Annotated in this window: 10 protein-coding genes; 6 read left to right on the forward strand and 4 right to left on the reverse strand. The window is 64.2% G+C overall.

What is annotated here, in order from left to right; translation table 11 throughout:
- Positions 1 to 57: 57 nt before the first annotated feature.
- Genes DKK67_RS03475 through DKK67_RS03485 form a run of 3 tightly spaced genes read right to left on the reverse strand, consistent with a single transcriptional unit; the run spans position 58 to position 2,872 of the window.
- On the reverse strand, positions 58 to 690 hold the full coding sequence (locus tag DKK67_RS03475; protein WP_111494419.1) for a LutC/YkgG family protein: 633 nt from the start codon (positions 688 to 690) through the stop codon (positions 58 to 60).
- Entirely contained in the window at positions 687 to 2,126 is a 1,440-nt protein-coding gene (locus DKK67_RS03480; RefSeq protein ID WP_111494421.1) for a LutB/LldF family L-lactate oxidation iron-sulfur protein, read from the reverse strand. Before DKK67_RS03480 ends, DKK67_RS03475 begins: the two co-directional genes overlap by 4 nt.
- Positions 2,123 to 2,872 carry a (Fe-S)-binding protein gene (locus DKK67_RS03485; protein WP_111494423.1) on the reverse strand — a complete coding sequence of 250 codons (750 nt, stop codon included), beginning with the start codon at positions 2,870 to 2,872 and terminating at the stop codon, positions 2,123 to 2,125. Before DKK67_RS03485 ends, DKK67_RS03480 begins: the two co-directional genes overlap by 4 nt.
- 374 nt (positions 2,873 to 3,246) lie before the next feature.
- On the opposite strand from DKK67_RS03485, the gene aceE reads away from it, so the two are divergent.
- Positions 3,247 to 5,907, forward strand: a complete 2,661-nt coding sequence (gene aceE / locus DKK67_RS03490; RefSeq protein WP_111494425.1) for a pyruvate dehydrogenase (acetyl-transferring), homodimeric type — start codon at positions 3,247 to 3,249, stop codon at positions 5,905 to 5,907.
- A gap of 10 nt (positions 5,908 to 5,917) precedes the next feature.
- Positions 5,918 to 7,936, forward strand: coding sequence for a dihydrolipoyllysine-residue acetyltransferase (aceF, locus tag DKK67_RS03495; protein WP_111494427.1), 2,019 nt, complete (start codon positions 5,918 to 5,920; stop codon positions 7,934 to 7,936).
- A gap of 526 nt (positions 7,937 to 8,462) precedes the next feature.
- On the opposite strand, the gene DKK67_RS03500 is transcribed toward aceF, so the two are convergent.
- A complete protein-coding gene (locus DKK67_RS03500; protein ID WP_111494429.1) occupies positions 8,463 to 9,611 on the reverse strand; it encodes a DcaP family trimeric outer membrane transporter in 1,149 nt (382 codons plus the stop codon).
- 163 nt (positions 9,612 to 9,774) lie between these two features.
- Here DKK67_RS03500 and DKK67_RS03505 point away from each other — a divergent pair, with 163 nt between their 5' ends.
- From DKK67_RS03505 to DKK67_RS03520, 4 genes are all read left to right on the forward strand, one after another.
- Complete coding sequence (locus DKK67_RS03505; RefSeq protein ID WP_111494431.1) at positions 9,775 to 11,238, forward strand: exonuclease domain-containing protein; 1,464 nt, start codon at positions 9,775 to 9,777, stop codon at positions 11,236 to 11,238.
- A gap of 42 nt (positions 11,239 to 11,280) precedes the next feature.
- Entirely contained in the window at positions 11,281 to 12,210 is a 930-nt protein-coding gene (locus tag DKK67_RS03510; RefSeq protein ID WP_111494434.1) for a GlxA family transcriptional regulator, read from the forward strand.
- A 262-nt stretch (positions 12,211 to 12,472) separates the two neighbouring features.
- Positions 12,473 to 13,684 carry an aspartate aminotransferase family protein gene (locus tag DKK67_RS03515; protein ID WP_111494436.1) on the forward strand — a complete coding sequence of 404 codons (1,212 nt, stop codon included), beginning with the start codon at positions 12,473 to 12,475 and terminating at the stop codon, positions 13,682 to 13,684.
- 66 nt (positions 13,685 to 13,750) lie between these two features.
- Positions 13,751 to 14,764, forward strand: a complete 1,014-nt coding sequence (locus DKK67_RS03520) for an arginine N-succinyltransferase (protein WP_111494438.1) — start codon at positions 13,751 to 13,753, stop codon at positions 14,762 to 14,764.
- Positions 14,765 to 14,768 lie beyond the last annotated feature (4 nt).

Here is a 14,768-nt window from a genome sequence, read left to right on the forward strand (position 1 = left end):
GTATGTGACAGGAAGGTGTTCGCACTTCAATATTTAGAGTGGCGATGAATTCGGGCCTCAACGGCACAGGAAGACGATCAGCTCCTTGGGGCCGTGGGCGCCGTAGGCCAGGGTCTGCTGAATGTCGGCTGTCTTGGACGGGCCGGAGATGAAGATCAGGTTGGTGGGCAGGCCGCTGTGGCTGTAGTTGGCCAGGGCCTTCGCCATGTCCGGGTAGACGGTCCGTTCGCGCACCACGACCACGTGTACCGGTGGCACCAGTGACAGGGTCCGGGGCGTTTCGGGCCGGCTTTCCACGATCAGGGTGCCGGTTTCAGCGATCCCGCCCTGGGCCAGGCTCAGGGCGACCGGAGCCTCGCGAAACAGCGCGTCTTTCTGCGTCGTCCAGTCGTCGAACACGGTGACCTGGGGGGCGGACGCATGCTGCTGCCAGGTCTGTGCGACTTCGTCGCGACCCACCCACCAGTGCTGCCAGCTCCGTTCGGCGGCCATGGCGGCGAGCCGGTCCGGCCACTGGCTTTCCTCGATCCGGATGACCTCCGCGTGAGCCGCGCCCAGAGCCTCGATCATGGGCTCCAGGTCTGGTTGGGTGACCGCCGGCGGCGGCGACTCCGGGGGCGTCATGGGCGCTGCCGGGGAGGCGGTGCGCCCGTGACGCAGGCGGGCGAGGATACGATCTCTCGACTTCATGGGCGCGGTTCCGTCTGGCGGCGTTGGGCCATCTGTTCGTGGAAGCTGCGTGGCGCCGGCTCAAGGCGCGCGCGCCGGGCGGTCCAGGCTCGGGGCAGGGGCGGAAGCAGGCGGCGTGACCGGGTGGCCAGCCGGGTCACCAGACGGTAGAGCCGCGGATGGGCGTGGATCGTGGCCCAGACCCGCCAGATCAGGGCTTCACTGGCCTGACGCTGGCGGCCATGACCGCGTACCGGGCTGGCGGGATCGTCGGTGACGCCTTCGTGGCGCAGGCGGCGGATCAGGTCGGGCAGCGGAATGCGGACCGGGCAGGCCTCGCCGCAGGCACCGTTGAGGCTGCACGCCTGGGTCAGCTTGCCGGCCTTGTCGAGCCCGAACAGCTGCGGCATCACCACCTGGCCGATGGGACCGGGATAGACCGTGCCGTAAGCGTGCCCGCCCAGACGTTCGTACACCGGGCAGTGGTTCATGCAGGCGCCACAGCGGATGCAGCGTAGAGTGGCGCGCAACTCGCGGTCGGCGTAGATACGGCTGCGGCCGTTGTCCACCAGCACCAGGTGCACCTGACGCGGCCCGTCGCATTCGTCGTCCCGGCGCGGTCCGCTGATCAGATTGATGTAGGTGGTGATGGCCTGGCCGGTGGCGGAGCGTGGCAGCAGGCGCATCAGGTCCGGCAGGTCGGCCAGCTTTTCGATGACTTTCTCGATGCCCATGACGGCGATGTGGGTGTCCGGCACGGTGGTGGACATCCGGCCATTGCCTTCGTTCTCCACCAGGCACAGGGTGCCGGTTTCGGCGATGGCGAAATTCACCCCGGAGATGCCCACATCCGCATGGGCAAAGGCCTGGCGCAATACCCGTCGGCCGGTGCCGATCAGTTCGTCCACGTCCTCGGTGTAGGGGGTGTCCGGGATCTGGTCGGCGAACTGGCGAGCGATGCTGGCCTTGTTGCGGTGGATCGCCGGCATGATGATGTGGGACGGCGTCTCGCCCGCCTGCTGGACGATGTACTCGCCCATGTCCGATTCCAGGCAGGTGAAGCCGGCGGCCTCCAGCGCGGTGTTCAGGCCGATTTCTTCGGTTGCCATGGACTTGCCCTTGACGATGCGCTGGCCATGCACCGACTGGATCAGCCCGGTGATGATGGCGTTGGCCTCGTCACTGGTCTCGGCCCAATGCACCTGGATGCCGTTGTGGCGGCAGCGGTCTTCCAACTGCTCAAGCAGATCCGGCAGCTTGGCCAGGGCCCGGTCGCGGATGGCGGCGCCACTGTCGCGCAGGTTCTCGAGGGCATCGGGATCCGGAAACTGGCTGCGCCGTTTCTCCCGCAGGAAGGTCATGGCGCCGTGGAAGCTCTCGCGCAGCTCGGCGTCCTCCAGAGCTTCGTGGATGCGGACGCCGAAGTCCTGGTCCGGCTGGCTGGTGAAGCCGCTCATGATGCGCCTCCGGTGCGTTCCCAGAGAAAGGTGGCCAGGTGATGGGCGGGCAGGGCATTGCCCTGTTTGCGCAGCATGCCGTCGATGTTGAGCAGGCAGCCGCAGTCGCTGCTGAGCAACTGATCGGCGCCGCTGGCGCGCACGGCCTGGCACTTGTCGCTGGCCATGGCGACCGAGATCTCCGGCATCTTCACCGCGAAGGTGCCGCCGAAGCCACAGCATGCCTCGGCGTTTTCCGGCTCGCACACGGTCACGTTGGCCAGTTGTCCCAGCAGCGCCAGGCCGTCTTCCCGCACGCCCATTTCCCGGCGTGCGCTGCACGCAGTGTGCATGACCACCGTCACCGGCTCACCGTGGTCTTCCAGTTTCACGGCCAGAATACGGTGCAGAAACTCGTGCAGTTCGTAGGTGCGGGCGGCCAGGTCGCGGGCGGCGTCGGCCAGGGGATCGTCGGCCAGCAGATCGGGGTAGTGGTGGCGCAGCATGCCGGCGCAGGAGCCGGATGGCACGATCACAGGGATGGGCTCGGCGAAGCGTTCCACCACCTGGCGCGCCACGGTGCGGGCCTGGTCATCGTAGCCGGAATTGTAGGGGGGCTGCCCGCAGCAGGTCTGCTCCGGCGGGAAGATCACCTCGACACCTTCCCGCTCCAGCAGCCGGACTGTGGCCATGCCCGCTTCCGGATGGAACACATCGATCAGGCAGGTGCCGAACAGGTACACGCGATCAACAGCAGCTTTGGTCATTGGACTCCCCGAGCCGGTGACGGGCCCCGCGTTGATCAGGGGCTCACTACTCACTAGTAGACTAGTGTGAGATATCGGGCAGTACGAGCCCTGCGCTGTTCAGACATTGGTCGCAGGCGGCTTGTCGGAGGCGGGGCCAGCGACCACGCTGAGGGTTTCCCCGGGCCTTGGGTCCGGTTCATCGGTTTGTTCGGGAACTCTGACAACATCTGCCGACAAACCCATGACCCGGGCGATCCTGTTCTATGCTTACTGGAACCTTTTGTGAGCCCGTTTGGGCCAGAACGCTGTGATTTCGGCTCGGCGCGAACCGCCAGTCGGCCACGACAAACGTCTTCCGCATTGCCAACATGATGCTTGATGAGGAGGGTCGGATGTATCAGGACGAAGATCCTATCGAAACCCAGGAGTGGATGGAGGCTCTGGATTCCCTGATCGACAACGAGGGGATCGACCGCGCCAAGTTCATCCTGGAACGCCTGTCCGAGCGCGCCAGCCGCGAAGGCACCCAGTTGCCATATTCCATCACCACGCCGTTCCGCAACACCATTCCGCTGAAGCAGGAAGCCCGGATGCCCGGTGACCTGTTCATGGAGCGCCGCATCCGTTCGCTGATCCGCTGGAATGCCATGGCCATGGTACTGCGGGCCAACCAGCGACCGGGGGAGCTGGGCGGTCACATCTCCAGCTTCTCGTCGGCGGCGACCCTCTACGACGTGGGCTTCAACTACTTCTTCAATGCCGGTAACGAGAAACAGGAATCGGATCTGGTCTATTTCCAGGGGCACTCGGCGCCTGGTATCTACGCCCGTTCCTACCTGGAAGGGCGCCTGGAGGAAGAACATCTGGACAAGTACCGCGAGGAAGTCGACGGCAACGGTCTGTCGTCCTACCCGCACCCCTGGCTGATGCCGGATTACTGGCAGTTCCCCACCGTGTCCATGGGGCTGGGGCCGATCCAGGCGATCTACCAGGCCCATGTGATGAAGTACCTGCACAGCCGCGAGCTGGTGGATATGGGCGATCGTCACGTGTGGTGCTTCGTCGGCGATGGCGAATGCGATGAGCCGGAAACCCTGGGCTCGATCTCCATGGCCGGGCGCGAGAAACTGGACAACCTCATTTTCGTGGTCAACTGCAACCTGCAGCGTCTCGATGGCCCGGTGCGAGGCAACGGCAAGATCATCCAGGAACTGGAAGGCGTCTTCCGCGGCGCCAACTGGAACGTGCTCAAGGTGGTCTGGGGGCGCATGTGGGACCCGCTGTTCGACCAGGATCAGGACGGTCTGATGCAGCGCGCCATGGACGAATCCTGCGACGGCGACCTGCAGAACTACAAGAGCAACGGCCCGGCCTACACCCGCAAGAACTTCTTCGGCCGCTACCCGGAGCTGGCCAAGATGGTCGAGCACCTGACCGACGACGACATCAACAAGCTCAACCGTGGCGGGCACGATCCCTACAAGGTCTACGCGGCCTACCACAATGCGGTGCACCACAAGGGGCAGCCCACGGTGATCCTGGCCCACACCATCAAGGGCTACGGCTTCGGCGATGCCGGTGAAGCCCAGAACACCACCCACTCCCTGAAGAAGCTGGACATCGACCAGCTCAAGCGCTTCCGTGACCGTTTTGCGGTGCCATTGAAAGACGAGGAGCTGGAAAAGGTGCCCTACTACCGGCCGGCTCCGGACAGCCCGGAAATGGTCTACATGAAGAAACGCCGGCAGGAGCTGGGCGGCTTCCTGCCCAAGCGCCGCAAGGACAGTCAGCCGCTGAAAGTGCCCGGGCTGGATATCTTCAAGAATCTGCTGGAGGGCTCCGGCGACCGCAAGATCTCCACCACCATGGCGTTCGTCAGGCTGCTCACGTCCCTCACCAAGGACAAGCGCGTGGGCAAACGGGTGGTACCGATCGTGCCGGACGAGGCGCGTACCTTCGGCATGGAAGGCATGTTCCGGCAATTGGGGATCTACACCTCCGAGGGGCAGAAATACACGCCCCAGGACCGCGACCAGATCATGTACTACAAGGAGGACAAGAAGGGCCAGATCCTGGAAGAGGGCATCAATGAGGACGGTTCCATGGCCGCCTGGATGGCCTGCGCCACGTCTTACAGCACCAACGATTTCCCGCTGATCCCGTTCTACTGTTTCTACTCCATGTTCGGCTTCCAGCGGGTCGGTGACCTGGCCTGGGCCTCCGGTGACATCCAGGCGCGGGGCTTTCTGGTGGGTGGCACCGCCGGGCGCACCACGCTCAACGGCGAGGGCCTGCAGCACCAGGACGGTCACAGCCTGATCCTGGCCCAGACCATTCCCAACTGCGTGGCGTACGATCCGGCCTACGCCTACGAGATGGCCGTGGTGGTGCAGGACGGCATGCGGCGCATGTACGAAGAGAACGAGAACGTCTTCTACTACGTCACCATGATGAACGAGAACTACGAGCAGCCAGCCATGCCCAAGGGCGCCGAGGACGGCATCATCAAGGGGATGTACAAGTTCGGTGCGGTGGATACCAAGGGCCGCAAGAAGAAGCCGCGGGTTCAACTGCTCGGCGCCGGTACCATCCTCAACGAGGTCCGGGCGGCGGCCGAGCTGCTCCGGGACGACTACGGCGTGGCCAGCGACATCTGGAGCGTCACCAGCTTCAACGAACTGGCCCGGGACGGCCAGCACGTGGACCGCTGGAACAAGCTGCACCCGGACGACAAACCCAAGCAGCCATACGTGACCCAGTGCCTGCAGAAGCAGATCGGGCCGGTGGTGGCGTCCACCGACTACATGAAACTCTACGCCGACCAGGTTCGCGCCTGGGTGCCCAAGCACTATGAGGTCCTGGGGACCGACGGGTTTGGCCGCAGCGACACCCGAGAGCGTCTGCGCAGCTTCTTCGAAGTGGATCGCTACCACGTGGTGGTGGCGGCGCTCCGGGCCCTGGCCGCGGATGGTGAGATGGAACAGAAACAGGTGCTGGAGGCGATGCGTAAGTACAACATCGACCGCAACAAGCCGAATCCGGTGAAGAGCTGAGGAGACCGCCATGAGTGAGCAGGAGATCAAGGTACCCGATCTTGGCGGCGCGGATGAGGTGGAAATCATCGAAATCGCTGTCAGCGCGGGGGATACGGTCGAGGAGGAGGATCCGATCCTGACCGTGGAGTCCGACAAGGCGTCGGTGGACCTGCCGTCGCCAATGGCCGGCAAGATCACCAAAATTACCGTGTCCGTGGGAGACTCGGTCAAGGAAGGTGACGTGGTCGGGCTGATCGACGCCGACGCTGCGGCGGCGGATGAAACGCCCGATGACGACACGCCGGACGAACCGTCTGAGGACGCCTCTGAGGACACGTCTGAGGACGCCTCTGAGGACACGTCTGAGGACAAAGCGGACGACAAGCCCGCCAAACCGGCAGCATCGACTGCCGGCGGCTCGCGCACGGAGACGGTCACCGTTCCTGATCTGGACGGGGCGGAAGACGTGCCTGTCCTTGAGATCAACGTGAAAGAAGGGGACGACGTGGCCGCGGATGATCCGCTGGTGACGGTGGAGTCCGACAAGGCGACCTTCGAAATTCCGTCACCCTTCGCCGGCAAGGTCGGCAAGCTGCTGGTCAAGGAGGGGGACAAGCTCTCCGCCGGCGACAAGCTGCTGGAGATGACGGTCAGCGGCGGTGAGAGCGACGGCGAGGAGAAAGAAGCGCCAGCAAAGGCCAGCGAGGCATCGGCGGAATCGTCGTCGGAAAGCGCGCCCAAACCGCAGAAGAAAGCCTCCGGCGGTTCACGCAAGGAAACCGTCAAGGTGCCCAACATGGATGGCGCCGAAGGTGTGCCGGTTCTGGAAATCAACGTCAGCGCCGGCGATGAAGTGGCTGAGGAAGATCCTCTGGTGACGGTGGAGTCGGACAAGGCAACGTTCGAGATTCCGTCGCCCTATGCGGGCAAGGTGGACAAGGTTCTGGTCAGCCAGGGCGACAAGCTTTCCGAAGGCGACAACCTGCTGGAAATGACCGTCGCCGGTGACGGTGAGGCGGCGGACAAGGGGGCTGACGAAGCCCCGGCTGCGGAGGAGAACAAGCCGTCCCGGGCGGAAGGGGAGCAAGCGTCCCCGGCCGCGGAGTCCGTCTCTGACGAACCAAAAACCTCCGGCAAGGTGCACGCCGGCCCCGCCGTACGCAAGCTGGCGCGGGAACTCGGCGTGGACATGGCGCGCATCCGGGGCAGCGGGCCCAAGAGCCGCATCCTCAAGGACGACGTCCAGGCCTACGTCAAAGGCGAGCTGCAGAAAACCCAGGAAGGGAGCGCTCCGGCCGCTGCGGGCGGCGCCGGCATCCCCGGCGTCAAGCTGCCGGATTTCAGCCAGTTCGGCGACATCGAGCGCGAGAGCATGTCGCGCATCCAGGTGGCCACTGCCAACAACATGCAGCGCAACTGGCTCAATGTGCCTCATGTGACCCAGCACGACGCGGCGGACATCACCGACATGGAGGCCTTCCGCAAGAGCCTCAAAGCGGAGGGCGAAAAACGCGGCGTGAAGATGACGCCCCTGGCGTTCCTGCTCAAGGCCAGTGCCCATGCGCTGCTGGAACTGCCGCAGTTCAACGTGTCGCTGGATATGGAGCGCCGGGAGGTGATCCGCAAACGCTACATCCACATCGGCATTGCGGTGGACACGCCCAACGGGCTGATGGTGCCGGTGATCCGGGATGTGGATAAGAAAGGACTCTGGGAGCTGGCGGAGGAAGCCTCCGAAATGGCGGCCAAGGCGCGGGACAAGAAGCTCAAGCCCAATGAGATGCAGGGCGGGTGCTTCTCTATCACCAGCCTGGGCGGTATTGGCGGTACGGCGTTCACGCCCATTGTCAGCACGCCGGAAGTGGCGATTCTCGGTGTGTCCAGGGCGTCGATGCAACCGGTGTGGGACGGTGGCGCTTTCCAGCCCCGGCTGATGATGCCGCTGTCCCTGTCCTATGACCATCGGGCTGTAAATGGCGCCGATGCGGCACGCTTCACGACGTTGCTGGGGCAAATGCTGGGGGACGTTCGACGGTTACTGCTCTGAGGTGAAGGCGATCCAGGAAAAGCGGGCTTCGGCCCGCTTTTTCGTAATGGGTAGTCGGGCCGTTCAATGTAGCCGAAGCTTGAGCGTCGGAGGAGCCGTAAGGCTCCCCACGAGATCACTCTCGATTTCTGTCGGGGCCCGTCGGGCCCACCGAAGCTAAAGCTCCGGCTACACCAGACGGGACACTAGTTGGCAAAGTACATCCAGTCGAAATAGTCGTGCAGGTCGTCCATTACGGCGGCCTCGAACGGGTGGGTCAGTTCAAACAGAACGCTTTGGTCGTCAGTCCGTTTCATGGTCAAACCCTCGTCTTCGAAATGGACCGGGTCATGCCCGGTAAGGGCGATGCAGCACAGGGCGTGCCATGGGCAGGGGCAGGCGGGAAATCAGTCGGTTCGAAGATCGGGTTTGTCAGATCGGGCCAGGTGCGCGAGGTGTGCTGCGCCAAACCGTTGCCCGGTGAGCGATCGCGGTGCCACAAAAAAGCCCCGGCCATGGCGACCGGGGCTTCCTGTGGCGCGCTTCGTCAGAAGTTGTACTGGCTGGCAAACAGGATGCGGCTGGCGTCGCCGTCATCGCCGTTTACTTTGTCCACCATGAAGTAGGCGTATTCCACGCCCATGGTGACGTTTTCCACCGGGCTCCACTGGTAGTTGATCATCGCGTTGCTGTTGGTTTCGTGTTTCTCGCCGACGTTGGCCGTTCCAAGATCGTCCTCGGCATCGTCCCAGTCGTTGGTGGCAAAGCCGTAGCCGGCGTTAATGGAACCGGGGCCGACATCCACGCCCACACCGACCGTGCCGCCGTAGCCGCTGATGGTTTCCAGATCGCCGTTGGCGTCGACGTAGGCGTCCTCGGCGGCAAAGTTGTCGCCGGAGCGATACAGGTAGGCGTTACCGCCGTCGCTGTAGACCAGCGCCCCCTGCAGGCTGATCGTGTCGGTCAGCGCGAACTTGGCCGCGCCGAAAACCGCAAAACCGACGGCGCTGTCGTCTTCGGTGCCTGTGTCGTACTCGACCTGCTGCGCCAGGGCGGCGGCCGAGAACGACAGTGGCCCGGAGGCACTCTCGAAGCGGGCGGTCAACGTGGGCAGGCTGTGCTTATCGTCCACACCACCAACGGAGTAGACGGAGCTGATATTTTCCTCCAGCGACACCGACAAGGGCCCGGAGGTGTACCGGCCCTGGGCCACGCGACCCTGAAGACCGGCGTTCCCGGCCAGGGCGTCGAAATCGAGCACCGAGGTGTTGCCGACGAAACTGTTGAAGTTGGACCAGGTCTGGCCCAGCAGAACGCCCATATATTCGCCATAGGCATGACGCAGTCGCAGGTCGCCGCCGCCGTTGCCGCGGAAGTCGCCTTCCACGACGACTTGCAGGCCCTGTTCGGTCATGACCTTGACACCCAAGCGGCTCTGGACCGCGTCGGCGTCGAAGTGACCGGTCACTTCATCGTCTTCCGCCGCCCCGGTATTCACTTCGTCGAAGGAACCGGCCTGGGTGGAAATACCGATGTCTTCGTCAATGTCATAGACGGCGTTGAGGCGGGCGTAACCGTAGAGCTCGGCTTCGATTGAGCCGGGGTTGAGCTCGATGGCGCTGGCCTGACCGGCCAAGCCGAGGATAAAGGCAGAGGTTGTAGCCTGAACTGCGATTGTTATTTTGTTGCGGTTCATCCTGGTGTTCTCCGTGCGTTATTGTTGTGTTGCGTCAAATTCAACCTAGTTACGGTAATGTGACAATACAAAGTAAATTGATCAAAAATTATACTAAGGTCTAATCTTCAAATTCCCTTTGGAATCGCGGTCCAGTGGCGATTTATTCACGTAGAGGATAAACATGACTGAGACTGCGGCTTTTCTCGATTCTGCGACGCTGGCATTCATCGATCTGGAAACCACCGGCGGCAATTCCGCGGCGGATCGCATCACCGAGATCGGTATTCGCTTCTGGCACGATGGCGAGGTCATCGACGAGTGGCAGACCCTGCTCAACCCCCAGACCCGCATCTCCCCGTTCATCGAGCGGTTCACCGGCATCAGTAACGAGATGGTTGCGGACGCACCGCTGTTCGAGGACATCGCCGACACCCTGCGAGACAAACTGGACGGCTGCGTGTTCGTGGCCCACAACGCGCGCTTCGACTATGGCTTCATCAAGGCGGAATTCCGCCGGCTGGGGCAGGCGTTCTCGGCGCGGGTGCTGTGTACGGTGAAGCTGTCGCGGCGTCTGTATCCGCAGCATCGGCGCCACAATATGGACACGCTGATTGCCCGGCACGGCCTGCCCACCGTGCAGCGTCACCGTGCCATGGGGGATGTGGAAGCCATGCTGGCGTTCTTCGAAACGACGCTGACGGACAAGGGCGGAGAGGCGGTCGAAGCGGCGGTGCGTCATTTGCTGCGCCGACCGAGCGTGCCCTCGCACCTGCCCACGGACATCCTCGATACCCTGCCGCAGGCACCTGGGGTCTACCGGTTCTACGGTGAGAACGACGTGCTGCTGTATGTGGGCAAGAGCACCAACATCCTGCAGCGGGTGGCTTCGCATTTTTCCGGCGACCACAACTCCCACCGCGGGGTACGTATGTCCCAGAGCCTGCGCCATGTGGACTGGACCGAAACCGCCGGCGAGCTGGGCGCGATGCTGCTGGAGCTGCGTCAGATCAAGACCCTCAACCCGCTCTACAACCGGCGCTCGCGAGCGGCCAAGACGCTGGTCAGCATCGAACTGGCCGAGAGCGAGACCGGCTACCTGCAGGCGCGACTGGTGCGTGAAATCGAGCCGCACAGGCTGGGGGATTACTTCGGGCTGTTCCGCAGCGTGAAGGACGCCCAGCGGGCCCTGCAGGGCATCGCCGCCAGGAATGAGCTATGTAACCGGCTGCTGGGGCTGGAGCCCGACAACGACGGCCACTGCTTTCAGCGCACCCTGGGGCGTTGCCAGGGTGCCTGCGAGGGCGAGGAAGACGTCACCCGCTACAACCTGCGCATGCAGATCGGCTTCCACGGCCTGCGCCTGACCACCTGGCCCTGGCCTGGGCCGGTGGGGGTGGTTGAGTACAACCGGGAGCGCGACCGCACCGACATTCTCATCATCTACAACTGGATGCACGTGGCGACGGTCCACGACGAAGCCGAACTGGCGGATCTGTCCCTGTCGTCCGGGAGTGTCACCTTCGACCTTGATTCCTATAAACTGGTGGTGAAGGCGCTGATGGCGCGCGATGGCCACAAGCGACGGATCATCGAGCTGCCGGCGGTCGGGTCGCCCGATGTGCTGATGCCGGACGCCGACGCCTGAACGAATCCACGCCGGGGCACCGGGCTGTTTGAGGGGTATCACTTGTCACTGAATGTCGGTTTGCTGCTGCTGCCCGGCGCCTCCGCGCTGACCTACGCCGCAGCGGTCGAACCTTTGCTGGCGGCCAACCGTCTGCTGGGCGAAACCTGCTTTGCCATCCATCACTTCGGCGAAGGTGGCGCGCTCGGCGCTGGCCTGCCCCTGCCGCAAACCGCACTGCAGGATGACGACACACCGCTGCACTGGTTGTTGGTGATCGGCGGTCACGCCCCGCCCCGTTCGCTGCCGGAGAGTTTGCCGGACCAGCTGCGGGCCCGCGCACCCGCCCTGAAACTGATCGGCGGTCTGGCCAGCGGCAGTCTGGTGCTGGCGGAGGCGGGGTTGCTCGATGGCTACCGCGCCGCCCTGCACGGTCTGCCGGCGGCGGAGCGTCGCCGTCGTTACGCCGGCATCCGCCAGAGCGATGACGTTTTCTGCGTTGACCGCAACCGCGTTACCTGTCGCGGCGCCACCGCCGCCCAGGACCTGATGATCTGGACCATCGGCCGCGAACTGGGGCGCGACGTGGCCGAGGCCCTGGCCCAGTGGTTCGTCCGCGAGCGGGTGGGGGAACCGGATCTGGGCGGCGGGACCGAACTCGACCAGGCGACCCGCCAGGAACAGCCGGCGCTGGCGGAGGCGGTGGACCTGATGTTCGCCAACATCGAGGAACCCCTGTCCGGGGACGACATTGCCGGCCACGTAAACCTGTCCCGGCGGCAGCTCGAGCGACTGTTCCGCAAGCATCTCGATACCGTTCCCTCACGCTACTACCTCAAGCTGCGGCTGGACCGTGCCCGCGAACTGGTGCGCAACAGTGGCCTGAGCCTGACCGAGATCGCGCTGTCCTGCGGCTTTTCGTCGGGGGCGCACTTCAGCACCACCTACCGCAATGCGTTCGGGTTGACGCCGTCGGAGGACCGGGAGGTCTGAGGCGAGCGAGTGGCGGATGTGGCCGTCGTGAATGTTCCCGTCGCGGATGTAGCCGGAACGTCAGTTTCGGAGCAGGCCGAAGGCCTGCCGATATAGCCCCGGGCCCTTCCGAATCTGACGTTCCGGCCGTCGACGCGGGAGCGACCATCTCACCCGCCCCAGGTCGCAATCCTGTAACGTCCGGGTCGCAATCCTGAAAGCGACATCCACAGCACCTTCATAGAATCGTGGCAGTTTCTGACAACACGATAACGAGGATGCTATGACAACACCTTCCATTACCCGCGAAATGTTTGATGACGTGATGGTCCCCAACTACGCGCCGGGCAAGATCATCCCGGTCCGCGGCGAAGGCTCGCGCGTCTGGGATCAGGAAGGCAAGGAGTACATCGACCTGGCCGGCGGTATCGCCGTCACCGCGCTGGGCCACGCTCACCCGGGGCTGCTGGGCGCCCTGACCAGCCAGGCCGAGAAGATCTGGCATCTGTCCAACGTCATGACCAACGAGCCGGCGATCCACCTGGCCAGGACCCTGTGCGACCTGACTTTTGCCGAGCGCGTATTCTTCGCCAACTCCGGCGGCGAAGCCAACGAAGCGGCCTTCAAGCTGGCGCGCCGTTACGCCTGGCAGCACCACGGCGGTGACAAGAACGAGATCATCTCCTTCAGGAACAGCTTCCACGGTCGCACCCTGTTTACCGTAAGCGTCGGCGGCCAGCCCAAGTACCTGGAAGGGTTTGAGCCGGCGCCGCAAGGCATTCACCACGCCGACTTCAACGACCTGGCCAGCGTCGAGGCCCTGATCTCCGACAAGACCTGCGCCATCGTGGTCGAGCCGATCCAGGGCGAGGGCGGCATTCTGCCGGGCGAGCAGGCGTTCCTGGAAGGCCTGCGTGAGCTGTGCGACAAGCACAACGCCCTGCTGGTGTTCGACGAAGTGCAGACCGGCGTGGGCCGCACCGGCCACCTCTACGCCTACCAGATGTACGGCGTGACTCCGGATATCCTGTCCACCGCCAAATCCCTGGGCGGTGGCTTCCCGGTCGGCGCCATGCTGACCACCGCCAAAATCGCCGAGAGCCTGGGCGTGGGCACCCACGGCAGCACCTACGGCGGCAACCCGCTGGCCTGCGCCGTGGCCCAGCGCGTGATCGACATCGTCAGCCAGCCGGAAGTGCTCAAAGGCGTCGAAGCGCGTTCCAAACGCCTGCGCGAAGGTATGGAGAAAATCGGCCAGAAGTACGGCGTGTTCGAGCAGGTTCGCGGCGCCGGCCTGCTGCTTGGTGGTGTGCTGACCGATGAGTGGAAGGGCAAGGCCAAGGAATTCCTCAACGCCGGCCTGGAAGAGGGTGTGATGGTGCTGGTCGCCGGGGCCAACGTAGTCCGCCTGGCCCCGTCGCTGATCATCCCCGAGTCTGACATCGACGAGGCCCTGGAGCGCTTCGAGCGCGCCGTTGCCAAGGTGGCCGGTTAACGCCGGGCTTGTGCGGGCCCGATGATCGGGCCCGCGATTCGCACGACTCACAGGAGAAACGGATCCATGTGGATTGTCCGACCCGCACGACACGAAGACCTGGCCGGCATTGAAAAGCTGGCCACCGGTCACGGTGCCCGTGTTTCCACCTTGCCCCAGTCCCGGGACAAGCTGAGCGAGAAGATCGACCATTCCCTGCGGTCGCTGGCGGGAGATCCCGCGCTGGCGGACCGCGAGCGGTTCCTGTTTGTGCTGGAAGATTCCGAGACCGGCCGCATCCACGGCAGCGCCGGCATCGACGCCCGCGCCGGCAACGGCCAGCCGTTCTACAACTACCGCCGCGACGAGCTGATTCACGCGTCCCACGAGCTGGACGTGTCCAAGCGCGTGTCGGTGCTGTACCCGACCCACGAGCTGACCGGCAAAAGCCTGCTGTGCTCCTTCACCATCGACCCGGACCTGCGCGACGGCGAGGCGTTTGAGCTGCTGTCCCGCGCCCGCCTGCTGTTCATCGACCGGCACCGGGAACGCTTCACCGATGAGCTGGTGGTGGAGATCCAGGGCGTGCAGACCGACGAGGGCAACGCGCCCTTCTGGGACAGTCTGGGCCGGCATTTCTTCCATATGGACTTTGCCACCGCCGACTACTACTCCGGCGTCAAGAGCAAGACCTTCATCGCCGAGCTGATGCCGCCCAACCCGATCTACGAGACGTTGTTGTCGGAACCGGCCCAGGCCGCGATCAGTCAGCCCCACGACGCCGCGGCGCGCACCTGCCAGTTGCTGGAGCGGGAAGGCTTCCGCGTCGGCAAGCACATCGACATTTTCGATGGTGGCCCGGTGCTGGAGGCCCGCACCGATGCGCTCAACACCATCACCAGCCGCCGCACCAAGAACGTCCGGCGGGGCGAGGGCAGCCGGGGCGTGCGCTACCTGGTGGCCAATGGTGAAAGCGAACAGTTCCGCTGCACCCTGACCAACGTCAGCGATGGCCTGGGCGACGTGGTGCGTCTCAATACCGCCGTGGCCGATGTGCTGGCTGTGTCCGACGGCGACGATCTGGCTCTGGTGGCCCTCTAGCCCT

Source organism: Marinobacter bohaiensis, assembly GCF_003258515.1.
GTDB lineage: Bacteria > Pseudomonadota > Gammaproteobacteria > Pseudomonadales > Oleiphilaceae > Marinobacter_A > Marinobacter_A bohaiensis.

What these genes read in the sequence shown, in the direction of transcription:
- DKK67_RS03500 (WP_111494429.1), bottom strand. Translation starts at nt 9,611, where the DNA reads ATGAACCGCAACAAAATAACAATCGCAGTTCAGGCTACAACCTCTGCC.
- aceE (WP_111494425.1), top strand. Translation starts at nt 3,247, where the DNA reads ATGTATCAGGACGAAGATCCTATCGAAACCCAGGAGTGGATGGAGGCT.
- DKK67_RS03475 (WP_111494419.1), bottom strand. Translation starts at nt 690, where the DNA reads ATGAAGTCGAGAGATCGTATCCTCGCCCGCCTGCGTCACGGGCGCACC.
- DKK67_RS03515 (WP_111494436.1), top strand. Translation starts at nt 12,473, where the DNA reads ATGACAACACCTTCCATTACCCGCGAAATGTTTGATGACGTGATGGTC.
- DKK67_RS03485 (WP_111494423.1), bottom strand. Translation starts at nt 2,872, where the DNA reads ATGACCAAAGCTGCTGTTGATCGCGTGTACCTGTTCGGCACCTGCCTG.
- DKK67_RS03505 (WP_111494431.1), top strand. Translation starts at nt 9,775, where the DNA reads ATGACTGAGACTGCGGCTTTTCTCGATTCTGCGACGCTGGCATTCATC.
- DKK67_RS03480 (WP_111494421.1), bottom strand. Translation starts at nt 2,126, where the DNA reads ATGAGCGGCTTCACCAGCCAGCCGGACCAGGACTTCGGCGTCCGCATC.
- aceF (WP_111494427.1), top strand. Translation starts at nt 5,918, where the DNA reads ATGAGTGAGCAGGAGATCAAGGTACCCGATCTTGGCGGCGCGGATGAG.
- DKK67_RS03520 (WP_111494438.1), top strand. Translation starts at nt 13,751, where the DNA reads ATGTGGATTGTCCGACCCGCACGACACGAAGACCTGGCCGGCATTGAA.